Annotated in this window: 19 protein-coding genes; 7 read left to right on the top strand and 12 right to left on the bottom strand. The window is 71.4% G+C overall.

Features of this window, described 5'->3' with window-relative positions; translation table 11 throughout:
* Positions 1 to 90: 90 nt before the first annotated feature.
* From AB0C26_RS37730 to AB0C26_RS37710, 5 genes are all read right to left on the bottom strand, one after another.
* The gene (locus AB0C26_RS37730; RefSeq protein WP_360257646.1) at positions 91 to 4,686 is read right to left on the bottom strand and encodes an SAV_2336 N-terminal domain-related protein; all 4,596 of its coding nucleotides are present in this window, start codon (positions 4,684 to 4,686) and stop codon (positions 91 to 93) included.
* The gene (locus AB0C26_RS37725) at positions 4,683 to 5,672 is read right to left on the bottom strand and encodes a MoxR family ATPase (RefSeq protein WP_360257643.1); all 990 of its coding nucleotides are present in this window, start codon (positions 5,670 to 5,672) and stop codon (positions 4,683 to 4,685) included. The genes AB0C26_RS37730 and AB0C26_RS37725 overlap by 4 nt, the downstream gene beginning before the upstream one ends.
* 13 nt (positions 5,673 to 5,685) lie before the next feature.
* Positions 5,686 to 7,710 (bottom strand): caspase family protein, encoded by a 2,025-nt coding sequence (locus AB0C26_RS37720; protein WP_360257641.1) that lies wholly within the window; start codon positions 7,708 to 7,710, stop codon positions 5,686 to 5,688.
* A complete protein-coding gene (locus AB0C26_RS37715; RefSeq protein ID WP_360257639.1) occupies positions 7,697 to 8,095 on the bottom strand; it encodes a hypothetical protein in 399 nt (132 codons plus the stop codon). Before AB0C26_RS37715 ends, AB0C26_RS37720 begins: the two co-directional genes overlap by 14 nt.
* Before the next feature lie 71 nt (positions 8,096 to 8,166).
* Positions 8,167 to 9,528, bottom strand: coding sequence for a TrpB-like pyridoxal phosphate-dependent enzyme (locus AB0C26_RS37710; protein WP_360257637.1), 1,362 nt, complete (start codon positions 9,526 to 9,528; stop codon positions 8,167 to 8,169).
* A 477-nt stretch (positions 9,529 to 10,005) separates the two neighbouring features.
* Between AB0C26_RS37710 and AB0C26_RS37705 the strand changes: the two genes are divergently transcribed.
* Positions 10,006 to 10,458 (top strand): DUF6082 family protein, encoded by a 453-nt coding sequence (locus AB0C26_RS37705; RefSeq protein ID WP_360257634.1) that lies wholly within the window; start codon positions 10,006 to 10,008, stop codon positions 10,456 to 10,458.
* A 67-nt stretch (positions 10,459 to 10,525) separates the two neighbouring features.
* Positions 10,526 to 11,197, top strand: coding sequence for a carbonic anhydrase (locus AB0C26_RS37700; protein ID WP_360257631.1), 672 nt, complete (start codon positions 10,526 to 10,528; stop codon positions 11,195 to 11,197).
* On the opposite strand, the gene AB0C26_RS37695 is transcribed toward AB0C26_RS37700, so the two are convergent.
* Positions 11,181 to 11,546 carry a helix-turn-helix domain-containing protein gene (locus tag AB0C26_RS37695; RefSeq protein ID WP_360257628.1) on the bottom strand — a complete coding sequence of 122 codons (366 nt, stop codon included), beginning with the start codon at positions 11,544 to 11,546 and terminating at the stop codon, positions 11,181 to 11,183. The two genes, AB0C26_RS37700 and AB0C26_RS37695, sit on opposite strands and share 17 nt — an antisense overlap.
* A gap of 74 nt (positions 11,547 to 11,620) precedes the next feature.
* Here AB0C26_RS37695 and AB0C26_RS37690 point away from each other — a divergent pair, with 74 nt between their 5' ends.
* Positions 11,621 to 12,589 (top strand): zinc-binding alcohol dehydrogenase family protein, encoded by a 969-nt coding sequence (locus tag AB0C26_RS37690; protein WP_360257626.1) that lies wholly within the window; start codon positions 11,621 to 11,623, stop codon positions 12,587 to 12,589.
* 56 nt (positions 12,590 to 12,645) lie between these two features.
* Here AB0C26_RS37690 and AB0C26_RS37685 read toward each other — a convergent pair whose 3' ends face one another.
* Positions 12,646 to 13,851 (bottom strand): MFS transporter, encoded by a 1,206-nt coding sequence (locus AB0C26_RS37685; RefSeq protein ID WP_360257624.1) that lies wholly within the window; start codon positions 13,849 to 13,851, stop codon positions 12,646 to 12,648.
* Between the two features lie 129 nt (positions 13,852 to 13,980).
* Here AB0C26_RS37685 and AB0C26_RS37680 point away from each other — a divergent pair, with 129 nt between their 5' ends.
* Complete coding sequence (locus AB0C26_RS37680; protein ID WP_360257622.1) at positions 13,981 to 14,178, top strand: hypothetical protein; 198 nt, start codon at positions 13,981 to 13,983, stop codon at positions 14,176 to 14,178.
* Between the two features lie 170 nt (positions 14,179 to 14,348).
* Positions 14,349 to 18,008, top strand: a complete 3,660-nt coding sequence (locus tag AB0C26_RS37675) for a hypothetical protein (protein WP_360257619.1) — start codon at positions 14,349 to 14,351, stop codon at positions 18,006 to 18,008.
* Positions 18,009 to 18,026: 18 nt separating this feature from the next.
* On the opposite strand, the gene AB0C26_RS37670 is transcribed toward AB0C26_RS37675, so the two are convergent.
* Together AB0C26_RS37670 and AB0C26_RS37665 are read right to left on the bottom strand one after the other, a co-directional pair.
* Positions 18,027 to 19,259, bottom strand: a complete 1,233-nt coding sequence (locus tag AB0C26_RS37670) for a cation:proton antiporter (RefSeq protein WP_360257616.1) — start codon at positions 19,257 to 19,259, stop codon at positions 18,027 to 18,029.
* 140 nt (positions 19,260 to 19,399) lie between these two features.
* Complete coding sequence (locus AB0C26_RS37665) at positions 19,400 to 20,755, bottom strand: ATP-binding protein (RefSeq protein ID WP_360257613.1); 1,356 nt, start codon at positions 20,753 to 20,755, stop codon at positions 19,400 to 19,402.
* 49 nt (positions 20,756 to 20,804) lie between these two features.
* Between AB0C26_RS37665 and AB0C26_RS37660 the strand changes: the two genes are divergently transcribed.
* Positions 20,805 to 21,509: a response regulator transcription factor gene (locus tag AB0C26_RS37660; RefSeq protein ID WP_360257611.1), complete on the top strand. Its 705-nt coding sequence runs from the start codon at positions 20,805 to 20,807 to the stop codon at positions 21,507 to 21,509.
* Between the two features lie 41 nt (positions 21,510 to 21,550).
* Positions 21,551 to 22,069: a DedA family protein gene (locus AB0C26_RS37655; RefSeq protein WP_360257609.1), complete on the top strand. Its 519-nt coding sequence runs from the start codon at positions 21,551 to 21,553 to the stop codon at positions 22,067 to 22,069.
* Between the two features lie 134 nt (positions 22,070 to 22,203).
* On the opposite strand, the gene AB0C26_RS37650 is transcribed toward AB0C26_RS37655, so the two are convergent.
* The 3 genes from AB0C26_RS37650 to aroA all read right to left on the bottom strand — a co-directional run bounded on the left by AB0C26_RS37650 (position 22,204) and on the right by aroA (position 24,565).
* Positions 22,204 to 22,902 carry a DUF6461 domain-containing protein gene (locus AB0C26_RS37650; RefSeq protein ID WP_360257607.1) on the bottom strand — a complete coding sequence of 233 codons (699 nt, stop codon included), beginning with the start codon at positions 22,900 to 22,902 and terminating at the stop codon, positions 22,204 to 22,206.
* A complete protein-coding gene (locus AB0C26_RS37645; RefSeq protein WP_360257605.1) occupies positions 22,899 to 23,237 on the bottom strand; it encodes a hypothetical protein in 339 nt (112 codons plus the stop codon). Before AB0C26_RS37645 ends, AB0C26_RS37650 begins: the two co-directional genes overlap by 4 nt.
* Before the next feature lie 74 nt (positions 23,238 to 23,311).
* Positions 23,312 to 24,565, bottom strand: coding sequence for a 3-phosphoshikimate 1-carboxyvinyltransferase (aroA, locus tag AB0C26_RS37640; RefSeq protein WP_360257603.1), 1,254 nt, complete (start codon positions 24,563 to 24,565; stop codon positions 23,312 to 23,314).
* Positions 24,566 to 24,672: the final 107 nt, after the last annotated feature.

The raw sequence follows: 24,672 nt of genomic DNA, 5'->3' as shown, positions 1-24,672 counted from the left end.
CCTGCATCACTACAATCACCACCGACCCCACTCAGCAATCGGTGGCCTACCACCCATCACCAGGTTGACCAACGTCCCTGGACAGCACAGCTAGGTCGTGAGATAGGCCTTCAGCTGGTGACGCCGGAATCCCCAGCGCTGTTTGACGAGAGGGATCAGCTCGTTCAGGCCACCGCTGCCACCCGGCCGGCTGTTGACCGGCCGGTCCGGATCGAGATGCCGGGTCACCAGGCCCGTGTACCACTTCGGGTCGTGTACGGGCGGGGTGCCCAGGGCCTCCAGGATCACGCGGTGGATCTCGTGGGTCGGCCGGCCGTCGGCCACGTTGGTCAGTTGTCTTTCGACGTACACCTGCCAGCCTTCCAAGCCGTCCCGCCCGCGCGGTCCTTTCCTGTCGACGAACTCGCGCAGGCTGCCGCTCGTCCGTAGCCGTTCTTGGACTGTCTCCTGGTAGATGAAGTCCCTGAGCAGGGAGATGTTCTCCCGTGCCGCGAGCTGGACCCGCAACGCGGCGTCGTCGAGATCCCGCTGCGCGGACGCACTCAGCGCCCGTCCGCCACCGACCGGCTCGCCGAACTGACTCAGGACCGCCTCGAAGTCACGCCCCCGGTGCGCGTCCGGGGGTAACGTGTTCATGTCGGCGAGGATGTCGATAATGCCGGCCAGCGTGGTGCGGAAAGACTCGTACAGATCCAGTTCCTTGCGGATGCCCTGCATCGGATTGACGCTGCGCGCGGCCTCCTCCAGGTCCGCGCGCTTCTGCTCCCACCAACGAACATAGCCGAGCCGCCCGATCGCGCTGAAGACGTTCGCGTCGGCCAGCACGATCGCGGAGACCCGGGACAGCATGTCCGGATGGGAGGCGACCAGTGTCAACTCGGCCATGCAGTGCGCCGACCGGAGATACGCGTCGTCGATGACCAGAACCACGTGTTTGTTCGCGGCGGGACGGCGTATGAACTGTTCGATCAGATCGCGATACCGCAGGCCGTTGAGCACGCCGCGGCGCACTGCCCCGCGGCCGGCGAGCCGCGCGGTGATCGCGGCGACGACCGCGTCAGCCTCGGAGCCCTGGTTGGCGGAAACGAAGACCTCCAGAGCCGAGTCGGAAGGCTCCGGCTGGTCGAGCCGCCTCAGCAGGTCCGCCGGGTCGATCAGCCGACGGCTCAAGCGGCACTGGATCCGGTCGCCCGTGCGGGCGAAGTCCTCGAGCTCTTCCACGCTGAACATCGTCGGATCGAGTGCGTCCGAGCACACGGGGCAGTCGCACGGCAGCAGCCGTACGAAGCGCAGGTCGGGATAGGAGCGGTGAACGCGATCGAGTTCCTGGTCGATCAACGCCCGCAACGTTGCCACACCACGCGGCGTGAAGCGAAGGTGCAGTCGCCGGCGGCGGTGATCCTCGACCGCCTCGGCCCGGCCGCCCCCGCGCGCCAGCACGACACCGCCGCGCCACACCGCGTCGCCTTCGATCAGGTCATGCAGGGCGACGATCAGGCGCCGGACGATGCCCTTCGGCATCACGTCGTACTCGTAACGCAGCGCCACCGTGCCCGGCTCGTCCCAGGAGTAGGCCGGGCGCGCCGGCGGCAACAGTTGTGGCGCCAGATAGGAGTCGGTGCCCGGGATCTGGTAGCACAATGCGAATCTGACCATCAGCCGGAGCAGTTCGGCCCGCATGGACGTGTAGGCCGGCTCCCACCAGATTCGCGTCAGGTCGGCCGGCGTCATGACGCCGCGGTTCGCGACGACCTCGCCGTCGTCCAGTACGCGATGGACCGCCCGGAGCGCCCAGGCCGGGTTCAGAATGAGCACGTCGGCCAGCATCGGGTCATCGGGGAAGTAGAGGCAGGTGCCGAGGTCGTGGAGCAATTCGCCGAGCCGGCGCGACTCCGGTTCGCGCGTCAGACCGTGTCGCGCGCATATGGCGAAGAATTCGGCGGCGGAGATGAAGTCCCGCGGGTCGTCGTCCAGAGCTCGATGAACGGCCTGCCAGTTTCTCGGCACGACCGTGCCGACATGCGGCAGGAGTTCCAGCTCACGCCGCAATCTAGCCGTGAACTCGGCGAGGCCCACGTTGTCGGACAGATCGACGTTGAAGGTGCCGGCCAGGTTCGGATACTCGCGGCGCAGGGTCGGCACGTCGAGCGGAGGCAGATGGCCTTGCCCCCGGTTCTGCACGATCATCAGCGGACTGCGACCGCTGAGGAGACTGACTGTCTCCAGCCAATATCCGATGTCTGTCTCCTCCCGCCTGCCATCGAGGACAAGGACGTAGACCGAGCGTCCGGTCAGGAAGAGCTGATGGGTGGCGTGGTAGGTCTCCTGACCGCCGAAATCCCAGATATGCGCGCGGAACTGCCGTTCGACCGTCCCTCCCGCGACGGGCACGAGCGACGGGAACCGCCAGCTCGAAACGCTCACGCCGTGAGTGGCGCCCTCATCCGCGGCCACGGGGTGCCCGGGATCGAGAATCTTCCTGGCGAGGGTGGTCTTGCCGACCCCCGCGTCACCGACCAGCACCACCTTCGCCTCCATCAGGTACTCGGTTTCCGCCGGTGGCTCCCGCCGGTGGGAGAGCCACCGATCGGAAAGCCTCGCAGCCGGCATCCACTCGTCGAACTGGGCAAGCGTGACGGCATTGGCGGCCGGGCCGGGTGCTTGGCCTTTCGACATCAGGGCAACCACCCCTCCAGATGCCGGCGACCACACGCCCGAGCCGGGCATCGGCGGCGCCTGTTCGGGACCGTCGGCTCGCACCCCGATGCGACCGTGGGTCAGCGCGTGCGTGATCGTCCCTCGTACGACGACGTCGCCACTGCGCGACCACCAGCGCTCGCCGACCAGTTCCTCGGCGGGCAACCCGACGATCGGCGCCGGAGCGACGGCGCCCGGCGCTGCCTCGTCCAGCACCAGCACGGCCATGCCCGCGCCGGTGTCTCCGCCCGGGGGACGCAAAATCTGCTGGATCCGGCGGTGCTCCGGCGTGGCCGCCCAGGGAAAGGAGACGATCCACTCGTCGCTGAGCTCGGGCGAACACGTCAGCACCCGCCACGCGTCGATCAGCACGCCACCGGCGACGGGGGCGCCGTCGCCGCCGTTGTGGAGGCTGACCATCCAGGAGTCGTCGGCCGGACCGGCCGAGGCCGAGGTGCCCTGGGCCGACGGGGACCGCAGCTGCCCGAGCGTCCATCGCGTGATGTCCACGATAGGACCGGTGGGCAGCGCCAGAGCGGTGGTGGGCTCCGGTCCCGTGCTCACGCCAGCCGGTCGTCCTTCGAGATCCGGGACGGTCAGGTCCTGCCGAACAACGGCGCGCAGCAGTGCGTCCGATACCTCGCCGACCTCGTGACGGCGCAGGGTACCGACGAGGCGTTCCCGCACGCCGGGCCGGAAGTCGTACATTTCCGTGTCCGGACCGGTCCCGCTGCCGGGTGCGACCCGGCGGAGAAGTCCGCCGAGGAAGACCTCCGCGATCTCGGCCGAGCCCGCCCGGGGCAGGGTCGCCTGTTGCACGTAACGGATGATCGGCAACGTCAGTGGCGCGGCGACCGACAGGCGCGCGGCCAGACGCAGGGCGCTCGGCGAGGCGACGGCGCGGAACGCGCGCAGGACGTCGTCCGCCTCCTCGTCCGCCTCGCCGGCGGACGGTTCGGCGACCGGCCGGCCCCACTTCTCGCCGACCGGCACGACGGCGGCGTCGGGCACGCTGCCACCGGCGATGAGGGTCGCCCAGGCGGCGAGCCATCCAGGCTGCATCTCGAAGACCGGGATGGGAACCGTGTCGTCGTCCGCCGAGGCGAAGGCGAGCGCCCCGTTGTGCGGTGGCGGGCTGAAGGCGGTCAAGCGCCCGACCTCGGCCGATAGAGCGGTGCGGGGCCAGAGTCGCTGCGGCAGCGGCTGAACGATGGCCGTCAGATCCTGCCCGGCCAGCGACCGCAGGAAGTCCGCCGCGGCCGGCGAATGCCAGAACGGGGCGACGCCGTCGGTGATGAGCAGGATGACGCGCCGGGCGGAGTCGCGCCGGGCCACGCGCCGGGGACGTTCGGGTGCGCCGGCCGCGCTCGGGGACAACTCCGGGCCGTCCGGCGTGATCGTGAGGTACTCGTGCTGCAGGTGTCCGAAGATCCGCAGGCGGCCGATCTCGACGCGGAGTTCCTCGCTCTCCGTCCGCCAGACGTCCATCGAGGGCGAGGTGTCGGTAATGATCAACAAGTTGATCCACCGGCGGTCGGCCGGGCGCAGGACGGGCAACCAGAAGCCGAAATCCGCCCGATATCGAGCAGTGGCCTCCTCGTCGAGCTGGACGCCGGTGTTCCCGGCCACCCGCCGGTTGAGCGGTCGCAACGCCCTGATGAGGCTGACCGGGGCCCCGCCGGGCCGGCGATCCGGCCGGCGCACGATGATCGACTCTCCGGGCTCGGCGGAGGTGGGCGACGATCCGGTCTGATCGCCGGGGCTCAGCGCCCGGCCCGGATCCGGCCGGCCGGGCGCGCCGGTGGAGGCGCGGTCGTCGTTGCCGCCGCCGGGCTGGACCGACTCGTTCGGCCGCGGCGTCGTCTCGCTGCCGTGTGGCCGCTCCGCGCCGGGCAGCTGGCGGGCGAGCCAGAGCGCCTCGGCGATCTCCACCGGCTCCGCCCCCGGGTCGAGGCGGAGCAGCGCCCGGATCGCCCGCTCGGTCGTCACGGCGAGTCCAGTGACTGGAGAAGCAGTCCGAGAACCACATCGGGGTCGTCGCGGCCGCCGTCGGTGTAGCGGCCGGTGAGGTAGATGGCGTTGAGCAGCTGGTCGGTGGCGAGTTCGCCGTAGCTGCGGGCGGTCAGGAACTGGTCGATGACGGCCGCGCTGTCCCGGGCGGCCTCCGGGCCGAGATGCGCCTCCACTATGAGCATCAGCTGATCCGCGGTGGGCGGCGGGATGTGCAGCCGGATGCAGCGGCGGAGGAAGGCGGGCGGGAACTCCCTCTCGCCGTTGCTGGTCAGCACCACGAACGGGAATTCGCGGCACCGAACCCGGCCGTTGTGGACGACTGTTCGCTCACGGGGATCGGCGCAGACCACCTCGACGTCGGGGGACCGATCGGCCAGCCGCGCCAGCTCCGGGATCTGGAACTCGCCGTCCTCGAAGATGGTGAGCAGGTCGTTGGGCAGATCGATATCACTCTTGTCGATTTCGTCGATGAGCAGGACCCGGGGTCGCGTCCGCGGCAGAAGCGCCGTGCCCAACGGCCCGAGGCGGAGGTAGCCGCCGATGCCGGCGTCGGCATCGCCCGCGCCGCTGCCCAGCGCCGCATCCTGGACGCGGCTGACCGCGTCGTACTGGTACAGCCCTTCCCCCACGGTGCTCCGGCTGACGATCGGCCACTGGAGAACCGGTCCCAGCTTCAGCTCATGGGCGACGGCGTAGGCCAGCGACGACTTGCCCACCCCAGGGCTTCCGGTCAACAGCAGCGGCCGGCGCAACACGAGCGCCGCGTTGACGGCTTCGATCTCCTGCTCACTCGTGCTGCGATAGGCCGCTCCTCGCCGGGTCTGCGTCTCTCGCACCGGATCGGCGCTCGTCTCGCCCGAATCCGGAACCTCGCCGTCGAAGACGCGCCAAGGCGGCGGTGCCGGCCGGTTGTCGATGCCGTCGTGCGGCATCGCGTTTCCGTGGTAGATGCGCCAGGTCATCGAAGCTCCTCACTCATGCCCGACGCCATGTGGCGGGCGCGGCCAACGGATTGTCCAGGTGGGGCATCCGGTTCGGGTCGTCCCAGTAGAGAACGAAACCTTGGTGGAACGGCGGCTTGGCCGCTTGCCGCAGCCGCAGGGCTGACCTCGCCAGCTCGGCGGGGGTGCGCGCCACCAGCGCGGTGCGGCGGTGAACGGCCGGACCGGCGCAGGCAGAGGCCGCGTTTTCCCGTAGCCAGAGGAAACCGGGCACGCCGGCGGTCGTGCCGGCCCGCAAGGAGTCCCGGTTGCGCCGGCCCGCCACCTGCTGTTCGAGCAGGACGACCGCCCCGCGCTGGTCGGCGCGGTGCAGGTGGTCCTGGAAATCCAGATCGCTCATGTGGCCGAGACAGCTGCGGCACACCAGCCGGACTCGGCCCCGGCGGCGCAGCTCGGCCCCGGCGGCCTCCCATTGCTGTCGCCAGCGCTGATGAGACTCGACGTCCCGCAGGCGCTCCAGAGAGCGCACGACCGTCGCGTACTGCAGGCCGAGGTTTCCCCGGTTGGGTCCGATGCGCCAGTTCTCGACCTCCAGGTCCCACAGTTCCGACGGCAGGATGAACTCCACCACCGGGTCGGCCGCGCCGGGCGTTCGAGCCAGGGCGTCGAGACCGTCGTAGAGGACGGCGCCGAGCCGAGCCGGCGCCTCGGCCGCGGTCATGGGGACGGCGCTGCCGTACCGGTCGAGGTCGGGGTACAAGCTGGTGAACCCCTCGGTGTCGGTGTACAGCCACATCGATGCCTCGTACCGGCTGCCCCGCCGGCCGACCGGTCGACCCGGTAGCGCGGCCGGGGCGAGCAGAACGACGACAGCGGATTCCCGCACCGTCGCGGGCCCGCGGGAAGCGCTGTTGGTGCCGGCCGGGCGATGGTGGGCGAGCCACGTAGCGAGCGGACGGATCCGGGGGTCGTCCGGAAACTGCTGCTCGACCGCGACGAGGCAGCGAAAGTAGGGATGCTCCGCGGAGTCGCCCCGCCAGGTCAGATCCTCGGCTTCGGCGAGCAGCGCGGTGAGGTCGGCGAAGCGAACGGCGTCCGGCCGAAGGGGGAGCAGGGCCACGCCGTACGTCCAGACCGCTGACAGAACGGCCGGTTCCACCGCCGGTGCCGCTTCCAGCGCCATGCGAAGCTCGCGCGCGGGGCCGTCCGGAAGGAGCGCGTCGCGGGTCAACGCGGCCATCGCGACCTGCATCTCCTCGAGCCGGGAACGCATGACGACCGACATCTCCTCGCGCACCACCTCGCGCAGCTCGCTGGTGAGCCGGCGGCCGGCCGCCGGATGGAGATTGCGGACGAGGGCCATCGACCCCGCGGTGTTGCCGTCCAGTTGCAGCGGCAGCGGGAGGCCCGCCTCGGACAGTTGGTCACGGACGTTGGCGTAGAGCGTGCGCATGCTCAGAAGGTCGTCGGCGCCGGCGAGCCCGTCTCGCATCAAAGCGAGCAGCCGGCCGGTGAACGCGGTGTTGCGTGCGCCTTCGGCAGCGATCGACCGCTTGATCTGTGAGCTGGAGGTCAGGACGTAGGCACCCCCGATGTCGAAGCCGTTGACTGTGAGGCCCAGTGGCAGGTCGACGGCCCGGCCGCTGTAACAGCAGTCCAGGACGACGATCTTGGTCTTCGCGTCGCTGCTCTCGATCAGGTCGGCCATCGCGCGGTAGCTGACGCTCAGCCAGGGGTCATCGGATGCCTGCGTGGTCGCCAGGTGCAGTTCCCGATTCCGGCCGAACAGCAGGCCGTGGCCGGCGAAGTAGACCAGTAACAGGTCCTCCGCCTCGTGGGCGGCGGCTTTGACCGGGTTCAGCACGTCGGCGACACTCGCCGGATCGGTGACGACCTCGCAGGTGGCGGCCGTGAAGGTCGACAACGAAGCGTCGACGAGCACGTCGCGCAGGTCGCTGACGTTGTGAACGGCCGCGTCGAGGTCCTTGAGCCCGTCCGACTGATAGTGCCCCGATCCGACGAGGACGGCTCGCGACCGGCCCGGTTCAGGAAGACGCACGGGGGTCGGTCTCGTCCATCTCCAGGTAGAGCCGCTGAGCGGCCAGGTCGGGCTCCGGAATGTCGGCCGCGTCGATCTCGATCTCGCTCGTCCCACGCTTGACCCTGATCTTCGAACGTCGCATCGACATCCGCGTCGCGGCCCACGTGCTGATGCCGGTCACCAGCGCCACCACGAACTCCTGGGAGGTGACGGCAACCGTGAGGGCCTCGACGATCTCGCCGCTCATCTCGCCCGGCTCCGGCTCGCGGTAGGCGGGTGTCACCGCCGTACGAAGATCCGGATCTTGGCGCAGCCACTGATGAAGATCGAGTATTTCCTCGCCGCCCTCATCGTCCGCCACCGTGACCGTGATAGTGGCAGCCTGCTCGCGCACAGTAGACATAGGCCGACCGTAGCGAGCAGGCACCACTCTGACATCCACCGTTCCGGCGACCCGCCAGAGGCTGGGCGGCGTCAGGCCGGGATGGTGGGGAGCGTGGCCATGGCCTGTTTGACGGCGTCGCTGGAGAGTTCGTGGTCGACCATGTCGCCGGACAGGAAGCGGCCGTAGGCCGGCAGGTCCAGGTGGCCGTGGCCGCACAGGGCCGTGAGGATCACCTTCTCCTCGCCGGTCTCCTTGCAGCGCAGGGCCTCCTCGACGCAGGCGGCCAGGGCGTGGGTCGGCTCGGGGGCGGGGATGATGCCCTCGGTGCGGGCGAAGGTCACGCCGGCCTCGAAGCACTCGCGCTGGTCCTTGGCCACCGCCTCGATCAGGCCCAGCTCGTAGACGTGGGAGATCAGTGGGGACATGCCGTGGTAGCGCAGGCCGCCCGCGTGGATCGGGTCGGGGATGAAGTCGTGGCCCAGGGTGTGCATCTTCATCAGCGGGGTCATGCCGGCCGTGTCGCCGAAGTCGTAGGCGTAGACGCCCTTCGTCAGGGACGGGCAGGCGGCCGGCTCGACGGCGCGGATCACCGGGTTCATGCGGCCGGCCAGCTTTTCGCGCAGGAACGGGAAGGCCAGGCCGGCGAAGTTGGAGCCGCCGCCGGTGCAGCCGACGATCACGTCCGGCGTCGCGCCGGCCTTGGCCAGTTGCAGCAGGGCCTCCTCACCGATGACCGTCTGGTGCAGGAGCACGTGGTTGAGGACGCTGCCGAGCGCGTAGTTGGTGTCGGCGTTCTGGGCGGCCACCTCGACCGCCTCGCTGATCGCGATGCCCAGCGAGCCCGGGGAATCCGGATGGGCCTCCAGCACGGCGCGGCCGGCCGACGTCAGGACCGACGGTGAGGGGTGGATGGTGCCGCCGAAGGTCTCGATCATCATTTTGCGGTACGGCTTCTGGTCGTACGACGCCCGCACCTGCCAGATCTCGCATTCGATCCCGAATTGCGCGCTGGCGAAGGCCAGGGCCGTTCCCCACTGCCCGGCGCCGGTCTCGGTGGTCAGCCGGCGGATGCCCCCGGCGGCGTTGTAGAAGGCCTGCGGCACCGCGGTGTTCGGCTTGTGCGAGCCGGCCGGCGACACACCCTCGTACTTGTAATAGATCTTCGCCGGGGTGCCGAGGGCCTTTTCGAGGCGGTGGGCGCGGAACAGCGGGGAGGGCCGCCACAGCCGGTAGACGTCGAGCACCTCGTCGGGGATCGGCACGTACCGTTCGGTGGTCACCTCCTGTTCGATGAGGGCCATCGGGAACAGTGGGGCCAGGTCGCCGGGACCGACCGGTTGCAGCGTTCCGGGATGCAGCACCGGTGGCGGCGGGCTGGGCAGATCGGGCACGAGGTTGTACCAGTTCCGCGGCATCTCCGATTCGGACAACAGGATCTTCGTGTCGGTCATGCCCGGATTCTGCCCGGCCGCGCCCGTTCCCATAAGCCATTCACCCAATGTGTTTACAGGGTCACCTTGCGTGAGGTTAACTAGCCTCGAAGGCTACGCCTCGGAAGTCCTATAAGTCCTTATAGCGTACTTCGCCATTATCCCCGGCTTACGGTTACCGGAACAGACCTCCGGTGCGATCGCGCCGGAAGACAGGTGTCCGGTCTGTCTACTGTGGAGCTTGAGCGGCGAGAGCATGAGCTGGGTGTCGTTCAGCCGACAGTGTCCGGTTCGCGCACGCTCCGTACACAATCAAGCACTTGACTGCCGAAGGCTAGTCAGGCCGGGGGTGACGGACAGGGTGTGCGACAACGGCTTGTGGCGACCTCGATCGCGTGAGAGTTTCCGTCGAGGTCCCCCAGCCGTGACTTGCCGTTCGCGTCAGCCGGAGACCCGGACGACGGGGCCGCACGGCGCCCGAACGAACAGAGAGTCGAGATGATCGATCTACCGACAATCGCGTCGATCGCCGCACTGCTCGCCGTCGCGATCTTCCTCGCGGCCCAGCAACAGCAGATCCGCGCCACGCAGATGACCGACATCCGCGAACGGCACTTCGAACTGATCAAACTGATGCTGGATCACCCCGAACTGGACTACAACGCGACCGGCCGGGCGGCCGGCGACGATCGGATGACGGCCATCGGCATGAGCATCTGGGTCGCGCACTGGAACACGCTGTGGCACATGGGACAGATGGACGAGAAGGCACTGCGGTTCAACCTCGCCGACCTGTTCCGCAAGTCCGAGGCGCAGAAGTGGTGGACCGAGGTCAGCGACGGCTGGTCGACGAAGGCCAACCGGCGCGAACGCCGCTTCATCACCATCGTCAACGAGGAGTGCCAGGTGGCCGCGTCCAACCGCACGGTCGCACCGACCGGCGCGAGATGACCGCCCGGGTGTCGGACACCTGACGGGTCCGAGCATCGATCGCCTCCGCTGGCTAATGTCGAGGCTCATGGATCTTTCTCGTCGCTCCCTGCTCATCTCGGGAGCCGTCGCCGGCCTGGTCGGGGCGGCCGCCGTGCCCACGTCCGCCGCCGCTCACCCCAACGATCCGCTCGAGCGGCTGCTGGCCGGCAACCGGCGGTTCGTCGCGGGGCGCGCCTATCATCTGCATCAGAGCCTCGACCGGCTGCACGAGGTCGCGGCCGGGCAGCACCCGTTCGTGGTCACGATCGGCTGCGCCGACTCCCGGGTGCCGCCCGAGGTTCTGTTCGACCAGGGCCTCGGCGACGTCTTCGACAACCGGGTCGCCGGCAACATCGTCGACGACCTGCTGCTGGGCAGCATCGAGTTCGCGGTCGAGGAGTTCGGCTGCCCGCTCATCGTGGTGCTCGGCCACGAACGCTGCGGCGCGATCAGCGCCACCGTCGACGCGATCGAGAGCGGCGGCACGGCGCCGGGCCACATCGGCGCGATCGTCGAGGCGCTGCGCCCGATCGTCGAACCGCTCGCCGGGGGACCCGGCGACGTCGTCGAGCGCGGTGTCCGGGCCAACGTGCTGGCGCAGGTGGCGGCGCTGACGGCGCGCAGCGATCTCATCGCCGGGCATGTGGCCACCGGTGAGCTGCGGGTCGTGGGCGCCCGCTACGACCTCGACAGCGGCCGGGTCACGCTGCTCCGGTGAGGGCCGGGAAGCGGTCGATGTTGGCCACCGCCCACTGCCGCAGGGCGGCCAGCGGCGCGCACGCGTCCTGGCCGAGCGCGGTGAGCTCGTACTCGACGTGCAGGGGGACGGACGGGTAGACCGTACGGTCGACGAGCCCCTGTTCTTCGAGGCGGCGCAGTGTGGCGGTGAGCACTTTCGGGCTGACGCCGTCGAGCCGGTCGCGCAGCGCGCCGAAGCGCCGCGGGCCGTCCTCGAGGGCGCCCAGCGCGAGGGCGCTCCACTTGTTGGCCAGCAGATCCAGCAGTTGGCGGCACGGGCACGAGGCGTCGTAGACGTCATGCTGGCGGGAGCAGGAATCGGTCGTCACGGCCCCATCGTAGTACCCAAAGGGAACTAAGATCCCTTGCCGGTAACTAGGGCCTTCGGAATACCGTCCTCGTCATGAGCGAAACGATGCGCGCGGTCGGCTACCGCGACAACGTCCTGGAGGACATCACCCTGCCCGTTCCCGAGCCCGGCGAGCACGATCTGCTCGTCCGGATCGAGGCCGTCTCGGTCAACCCGGTCGACGTCAAGGTGCGCCGCGGCGGCGGCCCCGGCGTGCTCGGGTACGACGCGGCCGGCGTCGTCGTCGCGGTGGGTGCGGCGGTCACGCTGTTCACGCCCGGAGACCAGGTGTGGTACGCCGGTTCGATCGCCCGCCAGGGCACGGACGCGCAGTTCCACGTCGTCGACGAGCGGATCGTGGGCCCCAAGCCGGCCTCGCTCGACTTCGGCGAGGCGGCCGCCCTGCCGCTGACCGCGCTGACCGCGTGGGAGGCCCTGTTCGACCGGCTGCGCCTGACGGCGGACAGCACCGGCTCGATCCTGGTGATGGGCGCGGCCGGCGGCGTCGGCTCGATCCTCGTCCAGCTCGCCCGGCAACTGACGAACCTCGAGGTCATCGGCACGGCGTCCCGGCCCGAATCCCGGCAGTACGTGCTCGACCGCGGCGCCCACCGGGTGGTCGACCACCATGGTGACCTGCGCGCGGCCCTGCCCGACGGCGTCGACTACGTCTTCACCCCGCACTCCGCCGGCATGGTCGAGACGTTCGCCGACATCGTCCACCCGTTCGGCGCCGTGGTCGCGATCGACGAGCCTGAGGGCCTGGACCTGCTCCCGCTGAAGTCGAAGAGCATCGCCTGGCACTGGGAGCTGATGTTCACGCGCTCCCTCTACGACCCCACGAGCCACGCCCAGCACGACATCCTGCGCCAGGTGGCCGAACTGGTCGACAAGGGCGTCCTGCACACCACCCTGACCACGCGCGTCGAGGGCATCGACGCCGCCGGCCTGCGCGAGGCCCACGCCATCGTCGAGGCGGGCTCCGCCATCGGCAAGACAGTCGTGGTCAAGCGCCCCGAATGAGGCGGCGCGCCAGGCGGTAGGTCAGCAAGCCGCTCGCGCCGCCGGCACCGGCCAGCTCATGGCGTCATGCGAGCGGTGTTCGCCTCGGTATGACGCTCGGGGCGGTCCCGGCCGGAGCGGGCGGTGACGGTCAGGACGGTCAGCGCGGCCAGCACCAGCAGTCCGCCGATCAGGGCCAGTGGCCGCGCGCCGGCCGCGGGCAGCACCGCCCCGCCGAGCAGTGACCCGCCGGCGATTCCCACGTTGAACGCCGTGCTCAGCCAGGCCGACGCCATGTCGGTGCTGGCCGGCGCCACCTGCAGCATCCGGTGCTGTGCGGCCGCCGGGAAGGCCGAGTAGCCGCCGCCGGTCAGCGCGATCAGCGTCACCGCGGCCACCGGCAGCGCGCCCAGCGGATAGAGCGCCAGCAACGCGAACGCCACCACCGCCAGCGGGGTCAGCCGGGCCGCGACCGGCCGGCGGTCCAGGAATTGCCCGACGATGATCGTGCCGAGCACCCCGGCCGCGCCCGAGGCGAACAGGACCGGCGCCAGCGTGCCCTCGCTCAGGCCGGTGACGTCGAGCAGGAACGGCCCGACGTACGTGGTGAACGTCAGATAACCGCAGACGCCGAGCGTGGTGGCGGCCACCAGCCACCGGAAGGCGGCCCGGTCCGGCGCGCTGCCCCGGGCCGCGCCGCCGGCCTGCGGTGGATAGGACGGGACGAGCACGACCACCGCGATCGCGACCAGGACGCCGACCACGGCCACCGCCGCGAACGCGGCCCGCCAGCCGGCCTGCTGGCCCAGCCAGGTGCCGGCCGGGACGCCGATCACCGGGGCCAGGGCCGTTCCGACCGAGAACAGCGCCACCACCCGCCCCCGGGCGGCGGGCGGGAACGGATCGTTGACGGCGGCCGCCGCGATCGACCAGAACAGCGCCTGGCACAGGCCGATCAGCAGCCGCGATCCGGCCAGCACCGGGAACGACGGGGCGAACGCGGCGATCAGGTTGGCCCCGGCGAACACCCCCAGGGTGACGCCGAGCAGCCTCCGGCGCGGGATCCGGCGGGTGAGCCGGGTCAGCGGCACCGAGAACAGCACCACCACCGCGGCGTACCAGGTGACCAGCAACCCCACCTGGGACCGCGACCGGTCCAGGTCGTCGGCGATCAGGGTGAGCAGGCCGATCGGCAGCAGTTCGGTGGTGACGAACGCGAGCGCGGCCAGCGACAGCGCGACGACGGCCGCCCACGCCCGTCGGCTCGCGGCAGGTGGTGCCATGGATCATCCTCTCCCGCGCGCGAACCCGCGCACCGGCGGATGATGTCAGCCCCTCCATCATGCCCGCCAGGCATTTCCCGCACGGCGTTCTCAGCGACGGCACAGGGGCCGGGGCCGACGATGCGGAGCATGACGACGCTGTCGCACCGGCCCGCCGCGCTGCTCGTGGCGGTGTCGCGGCCCTGGTTCTGGCCGGTCTCCCTCGGCTGCGCCGCGCTCGATCTGGTGGTGCCCCGCTCCACGCGGACCCCGCAGCTGGTCATGGTCCCGGTGCTGTTCGGGATCCCGGCGGCCGGCTTCGCGCCGGCCTACGTCACCGCCGGATGAGCGCGGGGATCCCTCCCCCCGTTGTCCAGGGATCCCCGCGTCACTGCCTACCTGTCTAGCCGGGCGCGCGTTGTCTGGCCCCTGGTGGCGGCCGTCAGACAAACAACGCTGGACAACGCGGCGACAATCGACGATGGACCGTGGGGTTCGCGGGGGAGAGGGGCCGGAGGATGCCGAGGCCGGAACGACCGCTGGACGGGCGAGGCGGCCCGGTCGAGGAGCTGGCGGCCGAGCTGCGGCTGCTGCGGGACAAGGCCGGCAAGCCGGGGTACCGGCAGATGGCGGCGCGGGTCAACTACTCGGTGGCCACCCTGTCGGCGGCCGCGTCGGGGCGGCGGCTGCCGACGCTGGAGGTGACACTGGCGTACGTCGCCGCGTGTGACGGTGACCCCGGGGACTGGGAGCGGCGCTGGCGGCAGGCGGAACGGCTGACCGTGGCGCCGGCCGACGAGCCGGCCGCCGCCGACGGGGACGGGCGGTCGCCCTACCCGGGGCTGGCGACCTTCCGGCCCGAGGACGCCGACCTGTTCTTCGGCCGCGACGCGCTCGTCGACGACCTGGTGTCCCGCCTCGGGCCGCGGCGGTTCCTGGCCGTGTTCGGCGCGTCGGGCGCCGGCAAGTCGTCGGTGGTACGGGCCGGCCTGGTGCCCGCCTGGGGTGGACCGGCCGTGGTGCTGACCCCGGGGACCCACCCGCTGGCGGAACTCGCGGTGCACCTGGCCCGGCGGGCCGGGGTGGCGGCCGGCGGGGTGCTGGACGACCTGCGCGCGGACCCGGGGCGGGCCGCTCTGCTGGTCCGGCAGGGGTTGCCGGCGGCCGGTGATCTGCTGGTGGTGGTGGACCAGTTCGAGGAGGTGTTCGCCGGCGGCGCCGATCCCGTCGAGCGGACCGGCTTCGTCGCGGCCCTGCTGGCGATGTGCCGGGAACCGGACGGCCGGGCCCGGGTGGTGCTGGCCGTGCGGGCCGACCACTACGCCCGGTTCGCCGAGCATCCGGAGCTGCTGGCCGCGCTGACCGACGCCCAGGTGCTGATCGGCGGGATGAGCCCGGCCCAGCTGCGCGAGGCGGTGACGAAACCGGCCGAGCGGCGCGGCGCCCGGGTCGAGGGCGCGCTGGTGGCCACGATCGTGGCCCAGGTGACCGGCTCGCCGGGCGCCCTGCCGCTGGCCGCGCACGCGCTGCGCGAGGCGTGGCGCCGCCGGCAGGGCGCGATGGTCACGCTGGCCGGATACGAGGCGGCCGGCGGGGTGGCCGGGGCCGTGGCGCACACCGCGGAGGCCGCGTACGACCGGTTGTCCGAACCGGAGCGGGCCGCCGCGCGGCGGGTGCTGCTGCGGATGGTCGACGTCGGGCCGGACGGGGTGATCATCCGCCGCCGGCTCGACCGGGCCGAACTGGACGGGATCGAGCGGGCGCCGGCCGTGGTCGAGGCGTTCGCCGGGGCCCGGCTGGTGAGCACCGGCCGGGACACCGTGGAGATCGCCCACGAGGCTCTGATCCGGGCCTGGCCGCGGCTGCGGGGCTGGGTCGAGCAGAGCCGGGCCGGGCTGCGCCAGCACCGGCGGCTGACCGAGGCCGCCGCCACCTGGGAGGCGCTGGGCCGCGACGACGGCGCGCTCTACCGGGGCCTGCGGCTGTCGAACGCGGTGGAGGCGCTGGACGCGGAGACCGTCGGCCTGACCGGCCCGGAACGGGAGTTCCTGGAGGCGAGCCGGGCGTTACGCGACCGTGAGGCGCGGCTCGGCCAGCGCCGTACCCGCCGGTTGTTCGCCGGGCTCGTCGCGGTCCTGGCCGTCGTCAGCGTTCTTGCCGCCGGCGCGGTCCTGTCCGCGCGGCGCGCCTCGGCCGAACGTGACCGGGCGGTGGCCCGGGAGCTGGCGGCCGGCGCCCGGGCCGAGCGGATGACCGACCCCGAGCTGGCCCTGCTGCTCGCCTCACGGGCCTACCGGCTCCACCCGGACGACGAGACCGAGTCGGTGCTGCGGCAGGCCACGGCCGACACCCGCACCACGTACACGGTGGACGCGCACGGAACGGAGATCTACTCGGTCGGCGTGAGCGGATCCCAGGCCGTCAGCGCCGACCTGTCCGGCGACCTCAAGGTGTGGGACCCGCGGGGCCGGTCCCCGGCGGTGACCGCGCCGGTCCGCGGCACGTACGCCGACTTCGGGCCCGACGGGCGGATGGCGATCGCGACGAGCGATCCGTCGACCCGCAGCCATCAGGTCGTGCTCTGGAAGCCCGGGGAGGCGGCCCGGCCGCTCCACCCGGCGATCGCCGCGTCGGCGATGGCCGTGGCGTACAGCCCGGACGGGCGCTGGGCCGCCATGCTCGGCGACGATTCCCACGCGTACGTCTGGGACACCACCCGCGACGGTGTGCTGCGGTCGTTGCCCTTCACGGGCGTTCCGGGCGGCCTCGCCTTCGGCCCGGGCGGGCGGCTCGCCGTCGCCTCGGACGACGGCACGGTACGGATCTGGGATGTCGCCACGACGTCGCCACCGGTCGTGATCCGCCAGCCCGGGGACCGCTTCCCGGCGGCGGTGGCGTTCAGCCCCGACGGCCGCCGGATCGCCGTCGGGGGCAGCGGGAAGGTGACGGTCCGGTCGGCCGACGGGCGGGGAATGCCCCAGACGTTGCTGGACCCCGAGTTCACGTACATCAGCGTCGCCTTCAGCCCGGACGGGCGCCGCGTCGCCGCCGGCGCGTACGAGCGGACCGTCCGGATCTGGGACGTGGCCGACGGCAGCCGGGGCCTGATCCTGCGCGGCCACCACGGGGCCGTCCGCGACGTGCAGTTCACTCCGGACGGCCGCAGCCTCGTCTCCGGCAGCGACGACGCGACCGCCCGCGTCTGGGACGTCACGGGCGCCGGTGACCCCGAGGCGGTACCCCTTCCGGCGTCCCGCGGCCCGGCCCTGCTCAGCGGCGACGGCAGCGCCGTGGCGTCGGTGAATCCCGGCACCGTCTCCGTCCTGGGGTTCCACCCGCCGCGCACCACGACCACGCTGCCCGGTGCCCGGCCGGACACCCGGATCCTGGCCGTCGGCGCGCACGGGCGCGCCGTCGCCGCCCGCGCCGGCGAGCGGCTCAGCTGGTGGCCGGCCGGGGACGGCGGCCCACCCGAGCCGGTCGACTGTGGACCCCAGCCCCCGGGACCGATCGGGTACACGGCCGCCCTGAGCGGCGACGGGCGGGTCCTGGCGCTCGACTGCGGCGACTACGAGGTCCGCGTGTGGCACGCCGGGAACCTGAAACCCGTCGCAAGCGTCGAGGGCAACGGGCCGATCGCGATCAGTCCCGACGCCACTCGGCTGGCGCTGATCCAGCAGGGCCCGGTCGTGGTGCTGTGGGACCCGGCGGCCGACCGGGTGGTGCGGTCGCTGAGCATCCCGGGCGGAAACCCCGACCACGCGCGGTTCAGCCCGGACGGCCGGCTCCTGGCGGTGTCGGGCGACGACGGGGCGATCCGGGTGTGGACGGTCGCCGGTGACGCCGGCCCGGTCGTCCTCACCGGCACGGCCGGGCAGACCACGGCGATCGGCTTCAGCCCGGACGGCCGGCTGATCGCCGGCATCGGCACCGACGACGTGCTGCGCGTGTGGAACACCGACGGCAGCGGCGAAGCCCTCACCTTCGCCCCGCCGGCCGACGCCCGGGATCTCGCCTTCAGCGCGGATGGACGCGAGCTGATCACTGTGCACGACGACCACCTGCGGATCACGCCGTGCGAGGTGTGCGGGCCGATCGGCGAGGTGCTGGCGCTGGCCGCCCAGCGCACCACCCGCGACTTCACGCCGGAGGAGCGCGCGAAATACCTGCGGAGTTAGCCCTCGGCAGGACAGACCCTAGAGCGCGGGACGGCGCCGGCCGGGCAGGCGGCCGGCCACCACCGCGCCCGGGCCGTGCAGCAGGACGCTGGCGAGGACGGTGATCGTCATGGTGGCCAGCGCGGTCTCGGCGAGTTCGCCGTCCGGGAGGTCGTTGAAGGCGAGCAGGCCGAAGACGATCGACGTGGTGCCGCGCGGGCCGATGGCGGCCACGACGAGTCTTTCACGCCAGGTCATCGAGGAGCCGAGCAGCGACAGCAGGATCGGGCCGGCGCGGACGACGGTGAGCACCGCCAGGCTGTAGACCGCCAGCTGCCAGCCGACGCCGTAGCGGACGGTCAGAACGACGGCGTTGCCGAGGTAGAACCACATGGCGATGGTGGCCATGGCGGCGGTGTCCTCGAGCAGTTGCAGGTCCGGCGTCTGCGCGCGGTGCTTGACCGGATGGTTCGGCCGTACGTGGCGCAGGTAGCGGAACGCGAGGCCGCAGACGAAGGCGGCCACGAAGCCGTTGCCGCCGATCGCCGCGGTCGCGGTGTAGGCCAGCAGCGGGGCGGCCACCACGGTGATGCGCCGGGACTGGCCGGTGGTCCAGCCGTGCCGGTCGGCCAGGTTCATCAGCGCGGCGATCAGCAGGCCGAGCCCGGCCCCGGCCAGGATCGCCTTGATCGCGCTGGGTACGGCCGCGCCCAGGGCCTCCAGCGGCGTGTCCGCCGTCGACGACGTACCCGCCAGGATCAGCGCGAACAGGAAGACGGGCGACATGATGCCGTCGTTGTAGCCGCTCTCGACGTTGAGCAGTTCGCGGACGCGGGCCGGGACCAGGCGGTCGCGGACCAGCGACTCGGCCGGGGCCAGGTCGATCGGCACGACGATGCAGGCGATCACCAGCAGGGCGGCCCAGGACAGGCTGGGCGGCAGCAGCAGCCAGCCGATCAGCACGGCGAGCCCGAGGCTCAGCGGCATGGCGATCAGCAGGGCGCGGGCGGCCAGGCCCGGCTCGTCGCCGAAGAGCCGGCCGCCGCGCACCTCGGTGGCGTCGACGAAGAGCAGGACGGCCAGGATCACCTCGGCCACGTGCTGGGCGACCGTCGAGTTCACGGTGCCGGTGAAGGCGTCGGTGAAGATCGCCGTCACGATGCCGGCCACGACCATCACCAGGGGTACGCGGACGTGCCACCGTTCGAGCCGGCCGGCCACGAGCGACCACGCGCCGGTGACCGCCGCGATCACCACGAGGGTCGCGATCATGAAGCTGAGCGTCGCATGGTCAGACGTGGCTCCGGGCCGAAGTCCGCCGGCGAGGCGGCACGAACAGGGTCAGCGGCTGGTTCATGAGCGGCCGCGTCGTGGTCGAGACAGTCATGGCCGAGACGGTAGGGAGGCCGACCTTAAGATTCGTTGAATGTGGGGATGCGCACGCGCATGGCGGCGCCCTCCCGCAGGTCCAGCACCTCCAGCGTGCCGCCGTGGGCGAGGGTGATCTCGCGGGCGATGGCCAGGCCGAGGCCGGTGCCGCCGCTGCCCCGCGACCGGCTGTCGTCGAGCCGGACGAACCGGTCGAAGACCCGCTCGCGGTTCTCCGGCGCGATCGGGGGACCGTCGTTGCCGACCACGATCTCCGCGAAGTCCCGGCCCGCCGCCGAACTGACGGTGACGGTGCTCCGGGCGTACCGAAGGGAATTGTCGGTCAGATTGCGCAGCACCCGGGCGAGCTGATCCCGGTCGCCGCAGACGCGCGCGGGGTCGACGGTGCCCTGGATGTCCAGGCCGGGATGCTCGACGGCGATCCGGTCCCGCTCGGCGTAGACCAGATCGTCGAGGTCGACGTCCTCCCGGCGTACCGCAAGCTCCTGATCGTCGGACCGGGCGAGCAGCAGCAAGTCGTCGACCAGGCGCGACATCCGCGCGCTCTCCTGGTGGATGCGCCGCACCGAGCGGGCCGGCGTCTCGCCCAGCCCGGCCACCCCGGCCAGCAGGTCGGCGTTGGCGTGGATCGTGGTCAGCGGGCTGCGCAGCTCGTGGCTGGCGTCGGCCACGAACCGCCGCTGGGCCGTCGCCGACGCCTCGATCCGGTCGAGCATCGTGTTCATGGTGCGGGCCAGCGCGGCGATCTCGTCCTCGGCGACCGGCACCGGCAGGCGCTCGTGCAGGTTCGTCGCGGTGATCGACGCCGCCCGCCCGCGCATCGCCTCCACCGGCCGCAGCGTACGGCCCACGAAGAAGAACACCGCCACACCGACCAGCACCGCCAGGATCGGCAGGCCCACCAGCAGCGCCGTCAGGATGGCCCGCGTGCCGTAGCGCACCAGCTCCAGCGACACCGCGACCACGACGATCCGTTCACCCGACGGCGTCGAGACCCCGGTCGCCTGGATCCAGAAATTCGCGGTCTTCTCGTACGCGTCGTGTCCCGCGGCCGGGCGCAGCGTGGAGATCGGCACGCGCGAGACCCCGGACCGGGCGATCACCGTGCCGGTCGGGTCCACCACCTGGACCCGGCTGCCCCAGGAGTCCTCCCGCAGCGCGAACCGCAGCGCGAACCTGTCGCCCGAGGCCACCGCCGCCGCCACCTGATCGGCCCGGTCGTCGGCGGCGGCGCGGACGTCCTCCAGCAGCAGGCCGCGCGCGGTGACCAGCAGGATGCCGCCGGCGATGACCGAGGCCACCGCCACGACGACGCCGGCCGCCAGCGCGGAGCGCATCCGCACGCCGAGCCGCCGCCGCAGCCTCAGGAAAAGGGGCATAGCGGACACGCTAGCTTTTAAGCTGATCGTGCGGGTTGAGGGAGGCGAGATGCGGGTGCTCGTGGTCGAGGACGAGGTCACGATGGCGGACACGATCCGCGACGGGCTCGCCGCGCAGGGCTTCACGGTCGACCTCGTGCACGACGGGGTGGACGGCCTGTGGGCGGCCACCGAGAGCCCGCACGGCGCCTACGACGCGATCATGCTCGACATCATGCTGCCCGGGCTCAACGGCTACGAGGTGTGCCGGCAACTGCGCGGTCGCGGCGTCTGGACGCCCATCCTCATGCTCACCGCCAAGGACGGCGACTACGACCAGGCCGACGCCCTCGACCTCGGCGCCGACGACTACCTGGTCAAGCCGTTCGCGTTCGTCGTGCTGATCGCCCGGCTGCGCGCGCTGATCCGCCGGGGCGCGCCCGAACGCCCGGCCGTGCTGCGCTCCGGCGACCTCACCCTCGACCCGGCCGAACGCCAGATCCGCCTCGGCGATCAGCCCGTCTCGGTCACCCCACGCGAATTCGCCATGCTCGAGTTCCTGATGCGCCACCCCGGGCAGGCGATGACCAAGACCGCGATCCTGGAGAACGTGTGGGACGCCCACTTCGACGGCGATCCCAACATCGTGGAGGTCTACATCGGCTACCTGCGCAAGAAGATCGGCCGGGAGCGGATCGAGACCGTACGCGGCGCCGGATATCGGGTGGCTGAACACGCGGCGGACGCTACGGCCGGCGACCTGAAGAGCCGCTGAATTCAGCCAATCCTTAGGTTCGGCCCCTCAGCATGGCCGTCATGCACTCGCACGAAGGCCTGCCGCCGCTGCTGCGCGACCTCGCGCCGCTCCTCGACAACTGGGGCTACATCGCCCTGTTCGTCATCATCTTCGTGGAGAGCTTCGGCCTGCCCACCCCCGGACAGACCCTGATGGCGGCGGCCGCGATCTACTCGCACTGGGGCCGGCTCGACGTGTGGCTGGTCGCGGCCCTGTCCTTCACGGCGGCGGTCCTCGGCGACAACCTCGGCTACTGGCTCGGCGCCCGCGGCGGCCGTCGAGCCGTCCATCGGTGGGGCCGTTACGTGTTCCTCACCCCGCCCCGGTTCGCCAAGATCGAGGCGTTCTTCGCCCGGCGCGGCAGCTACGTGGTGGTGGTCGCCCGCTTCCTGGACGGCCTGCCCCAGTTCAACGGTGTCCTGGCCGGCATCACCGCCATGTCGTGGCGCCGCTTCCTGCTCCACAACACGATCGGCGCCTTCAGCACCCTCGGGTGGACCCTCGAAGACGCCGGCATTCACCGTAGCCCACGCCGTTGACTGGACGAGGCAGGTGGACGGCTGGGTGGGTCAAGCCTTGAAGCACCGCGTGACAGCGTTGCCCTGACGGGCGAGCGCGACGACAGCGGCCCGGGGGATGGGCGGGGCCGTGGGCGCCCTCTTCGACGACTGCATCACGCCAACGCGGGAACCCGTACGAGCGAGAAGCTGGACGTGAGCACCGCCTCGGTCAGGCGGACACCGGTGACGTGCTCCGCGAGATCGAAGGCCCGCCCGGAGGCCTGCTCGTCGAACACGTAATCCGGATCGTCCGGATCGTCGGGACCGAGGTTGAATCCCATCGCCCGGAGAACGTCCAGAAGGGCGTCCGGTTCGCTGCCTTCGCGCCACGACGCGTTCCGGAAATCGAAGGAAACCCGGACGTCCCCGTCCTTCGCCCAGATGAACAGCTCGTCGTTGTGCTCGGAGTGGTACACGGTGGCGACGTCGGTACCCTGCGACAGCGTCTCGAGGATCTCCTCGTCGGTACCGAGCTGGCTGTACTGCTCGACGATCAGCGCGCCGCCCGTCAGCTCGGTGACGGCCACGGAGAAGTTGTGCTCGTCCAGATCGTCAAGCCCGACGATCCGCCCGATGACCGAGCCGCCGAGAGCGTGTGCGACCTCGTCGCTGGTGCGGCCCCTGACGAAGGTCAGGCAGGATCCCACCGAGAGGCCTGGACCCGTGATCTCGAACCACCCGTAGTCGTTCATGGCGATCATCAAACCATGGCTCCAGGGTCGCGAGCGGCGCAGGTGAACGGCGCCGAGCGTGGCCGTCACCAGGAGCTTCCGGCTGTATCGCACCGCCGTCCCCGCCAACCTTGAGATCACGGCTGAACTGTAGAGCGGCATTTCGCCCGGGCCTGCAACAGGAGCGCCCGGATTCCCCAGACGGCGAGCGCTTGCAGGCCGGCGAGCATCACCCACCAGAGGACGTCCGCGATGCGCGCGACGGTGTCGCCGAGCAGATCTCCCGTGATCGAGACGGCAAGCAGCTCGTACGGCCCGGAGACCACGCTCAGCGGAGCGCAGGCGAACCAGAGCACCAGCCGGGCCTTGATATCGAAGTTCTGCGCGACGCTCAACGCGAACGCGACACCGACGTAACCGACCGCCACGGGGTGCGCCCGCGCCCACCGAAGCCATACTTGAACACGTTCAATCATGAGGCGGAGAATAGAACAGCCGCCGCGCGAACGCATCGTCAGCTGCGTCACCGCCAGCCATGCTTCGTGCCTGGCTAGTCCCGGAGAGCTTCGAGGTCGGCGAAGAAGTCGGGATAGGTCTTGGCCACGCAGCCGGGGTCGCGGACCTCGATGCCGGGGGCGCGCAGGCCCAGCAGGGACAGGCTCATCGCCATGCGGTGGTCCTCGTACGTCTCGAACGTGGCCGGGCGCGGCTCGCCGGGGTTGATGGTGAAGCCGTCCTCGTCCTCGACGGCGTCGACGCCGGCGCGGCGGAGCTCGGTCACGACGGCGGCGACGCGGTCGGTCTCCTTGCCCCGGATGAAGCCGATGCCGCGGACGCGGGTGGGTGAGTCGGCGAAGACGGCGACGGCGGCCAGGGTCTGGGCGGTGTCGGAGATGTCGGCCATGTCGACGTCGATGCCGTGCAGGGCGCCGGAGGAGCTCACGGTCAAGGAATCCGGCGTACGCGTGACGGTCGCGCCCATGCGCTCGAGGACGTCGGCGAAGCGGACGTCACCTTGCAGGCTCGCCGTGCCGAGGCCGCTCACGGTGACCCGGCCGCCCGCGATGGCGGCCGCGCCCAGGAAGTAGGAGGCGGCGCTGGCGTCGGGCTCGATGTCGTAGGCACGGGCCGTGTACCCACCGGGGCGGACGGTCAGGTCCTCCACCGTCGCGCCGAAGGCGGCCATCACGGCCTTGGTCATCTCCACGTACGGAACGGAGACCAGCTCCGAGGTGAGCGCCACCTGGAGCCCGTCGCGCATCAGCGGGCCGGCCATGAGCAGGCCGGAGAGGAACTGGCTGGAGATGTGGCCGCTGACGTGGACCGGGCCGCCGTGCATGGGGCCGCTGACCGCCGCCGGCAGGTAGCCGGGCTCGCCCAGCTCCTCGACCTTCGCGCCGACCTGGCGCAGCGCGTCGAGCACCGGGCCGAACGGGCGGGCGCGCAGCTGCGGTGTGCCGTCGACGACCGTCCGGCGGCCGAACAGGGCCGCCGCCGGAAGGATGAAGCGCGACGTCGTGCCCGACTGGCGGGCGTCGACGACGGCTCCCTCGGCGGGCGATCCACCGCCGGTGACCGACGCCGTACGGGAAATGGGGTCGACCGCGACCGACGCGCCGAGCGCGCCCACCGCCGTCATCATCGCGCGGGTGTCGTCGGCGAACAGCACGCCCGTCAGGGTGGAGGTGCCGGGCGCGAGGGCGGCGCAGAGCAGGGCCCGGTTGGTGATGCTCTTGGAGCCCGGCGGGCGGACGACGGCGTGGAGAGGGCGGCTGAGCGGCGGGATCGCGCGGGAATCGGTCACGCGTCCATCCTTGCCGGATCGCCGGCGCCGTGCCGGAAAATTTTCCCAGCCTGTGGATAACGGAGAAACTGTGGACAACTCCGATGATCTTCGCGGAGCCGCCACAA

Source organism: Actinoplanes sp. NPDC048796 (assembly GCF_040650035.1).
In the GTDB taxonomy this organism is placed as follows: domain Bacteria; phylum Actinomycetota; class Actinomycetes; order Mycobacteriales; family Micromonosporaceae; genus Actinoplanes.
The sequence above is the reverse complement of the archived record's forward strand: the minus strand, read 5'-3'. Positions and strand labels throughout refer to the sequence as shown.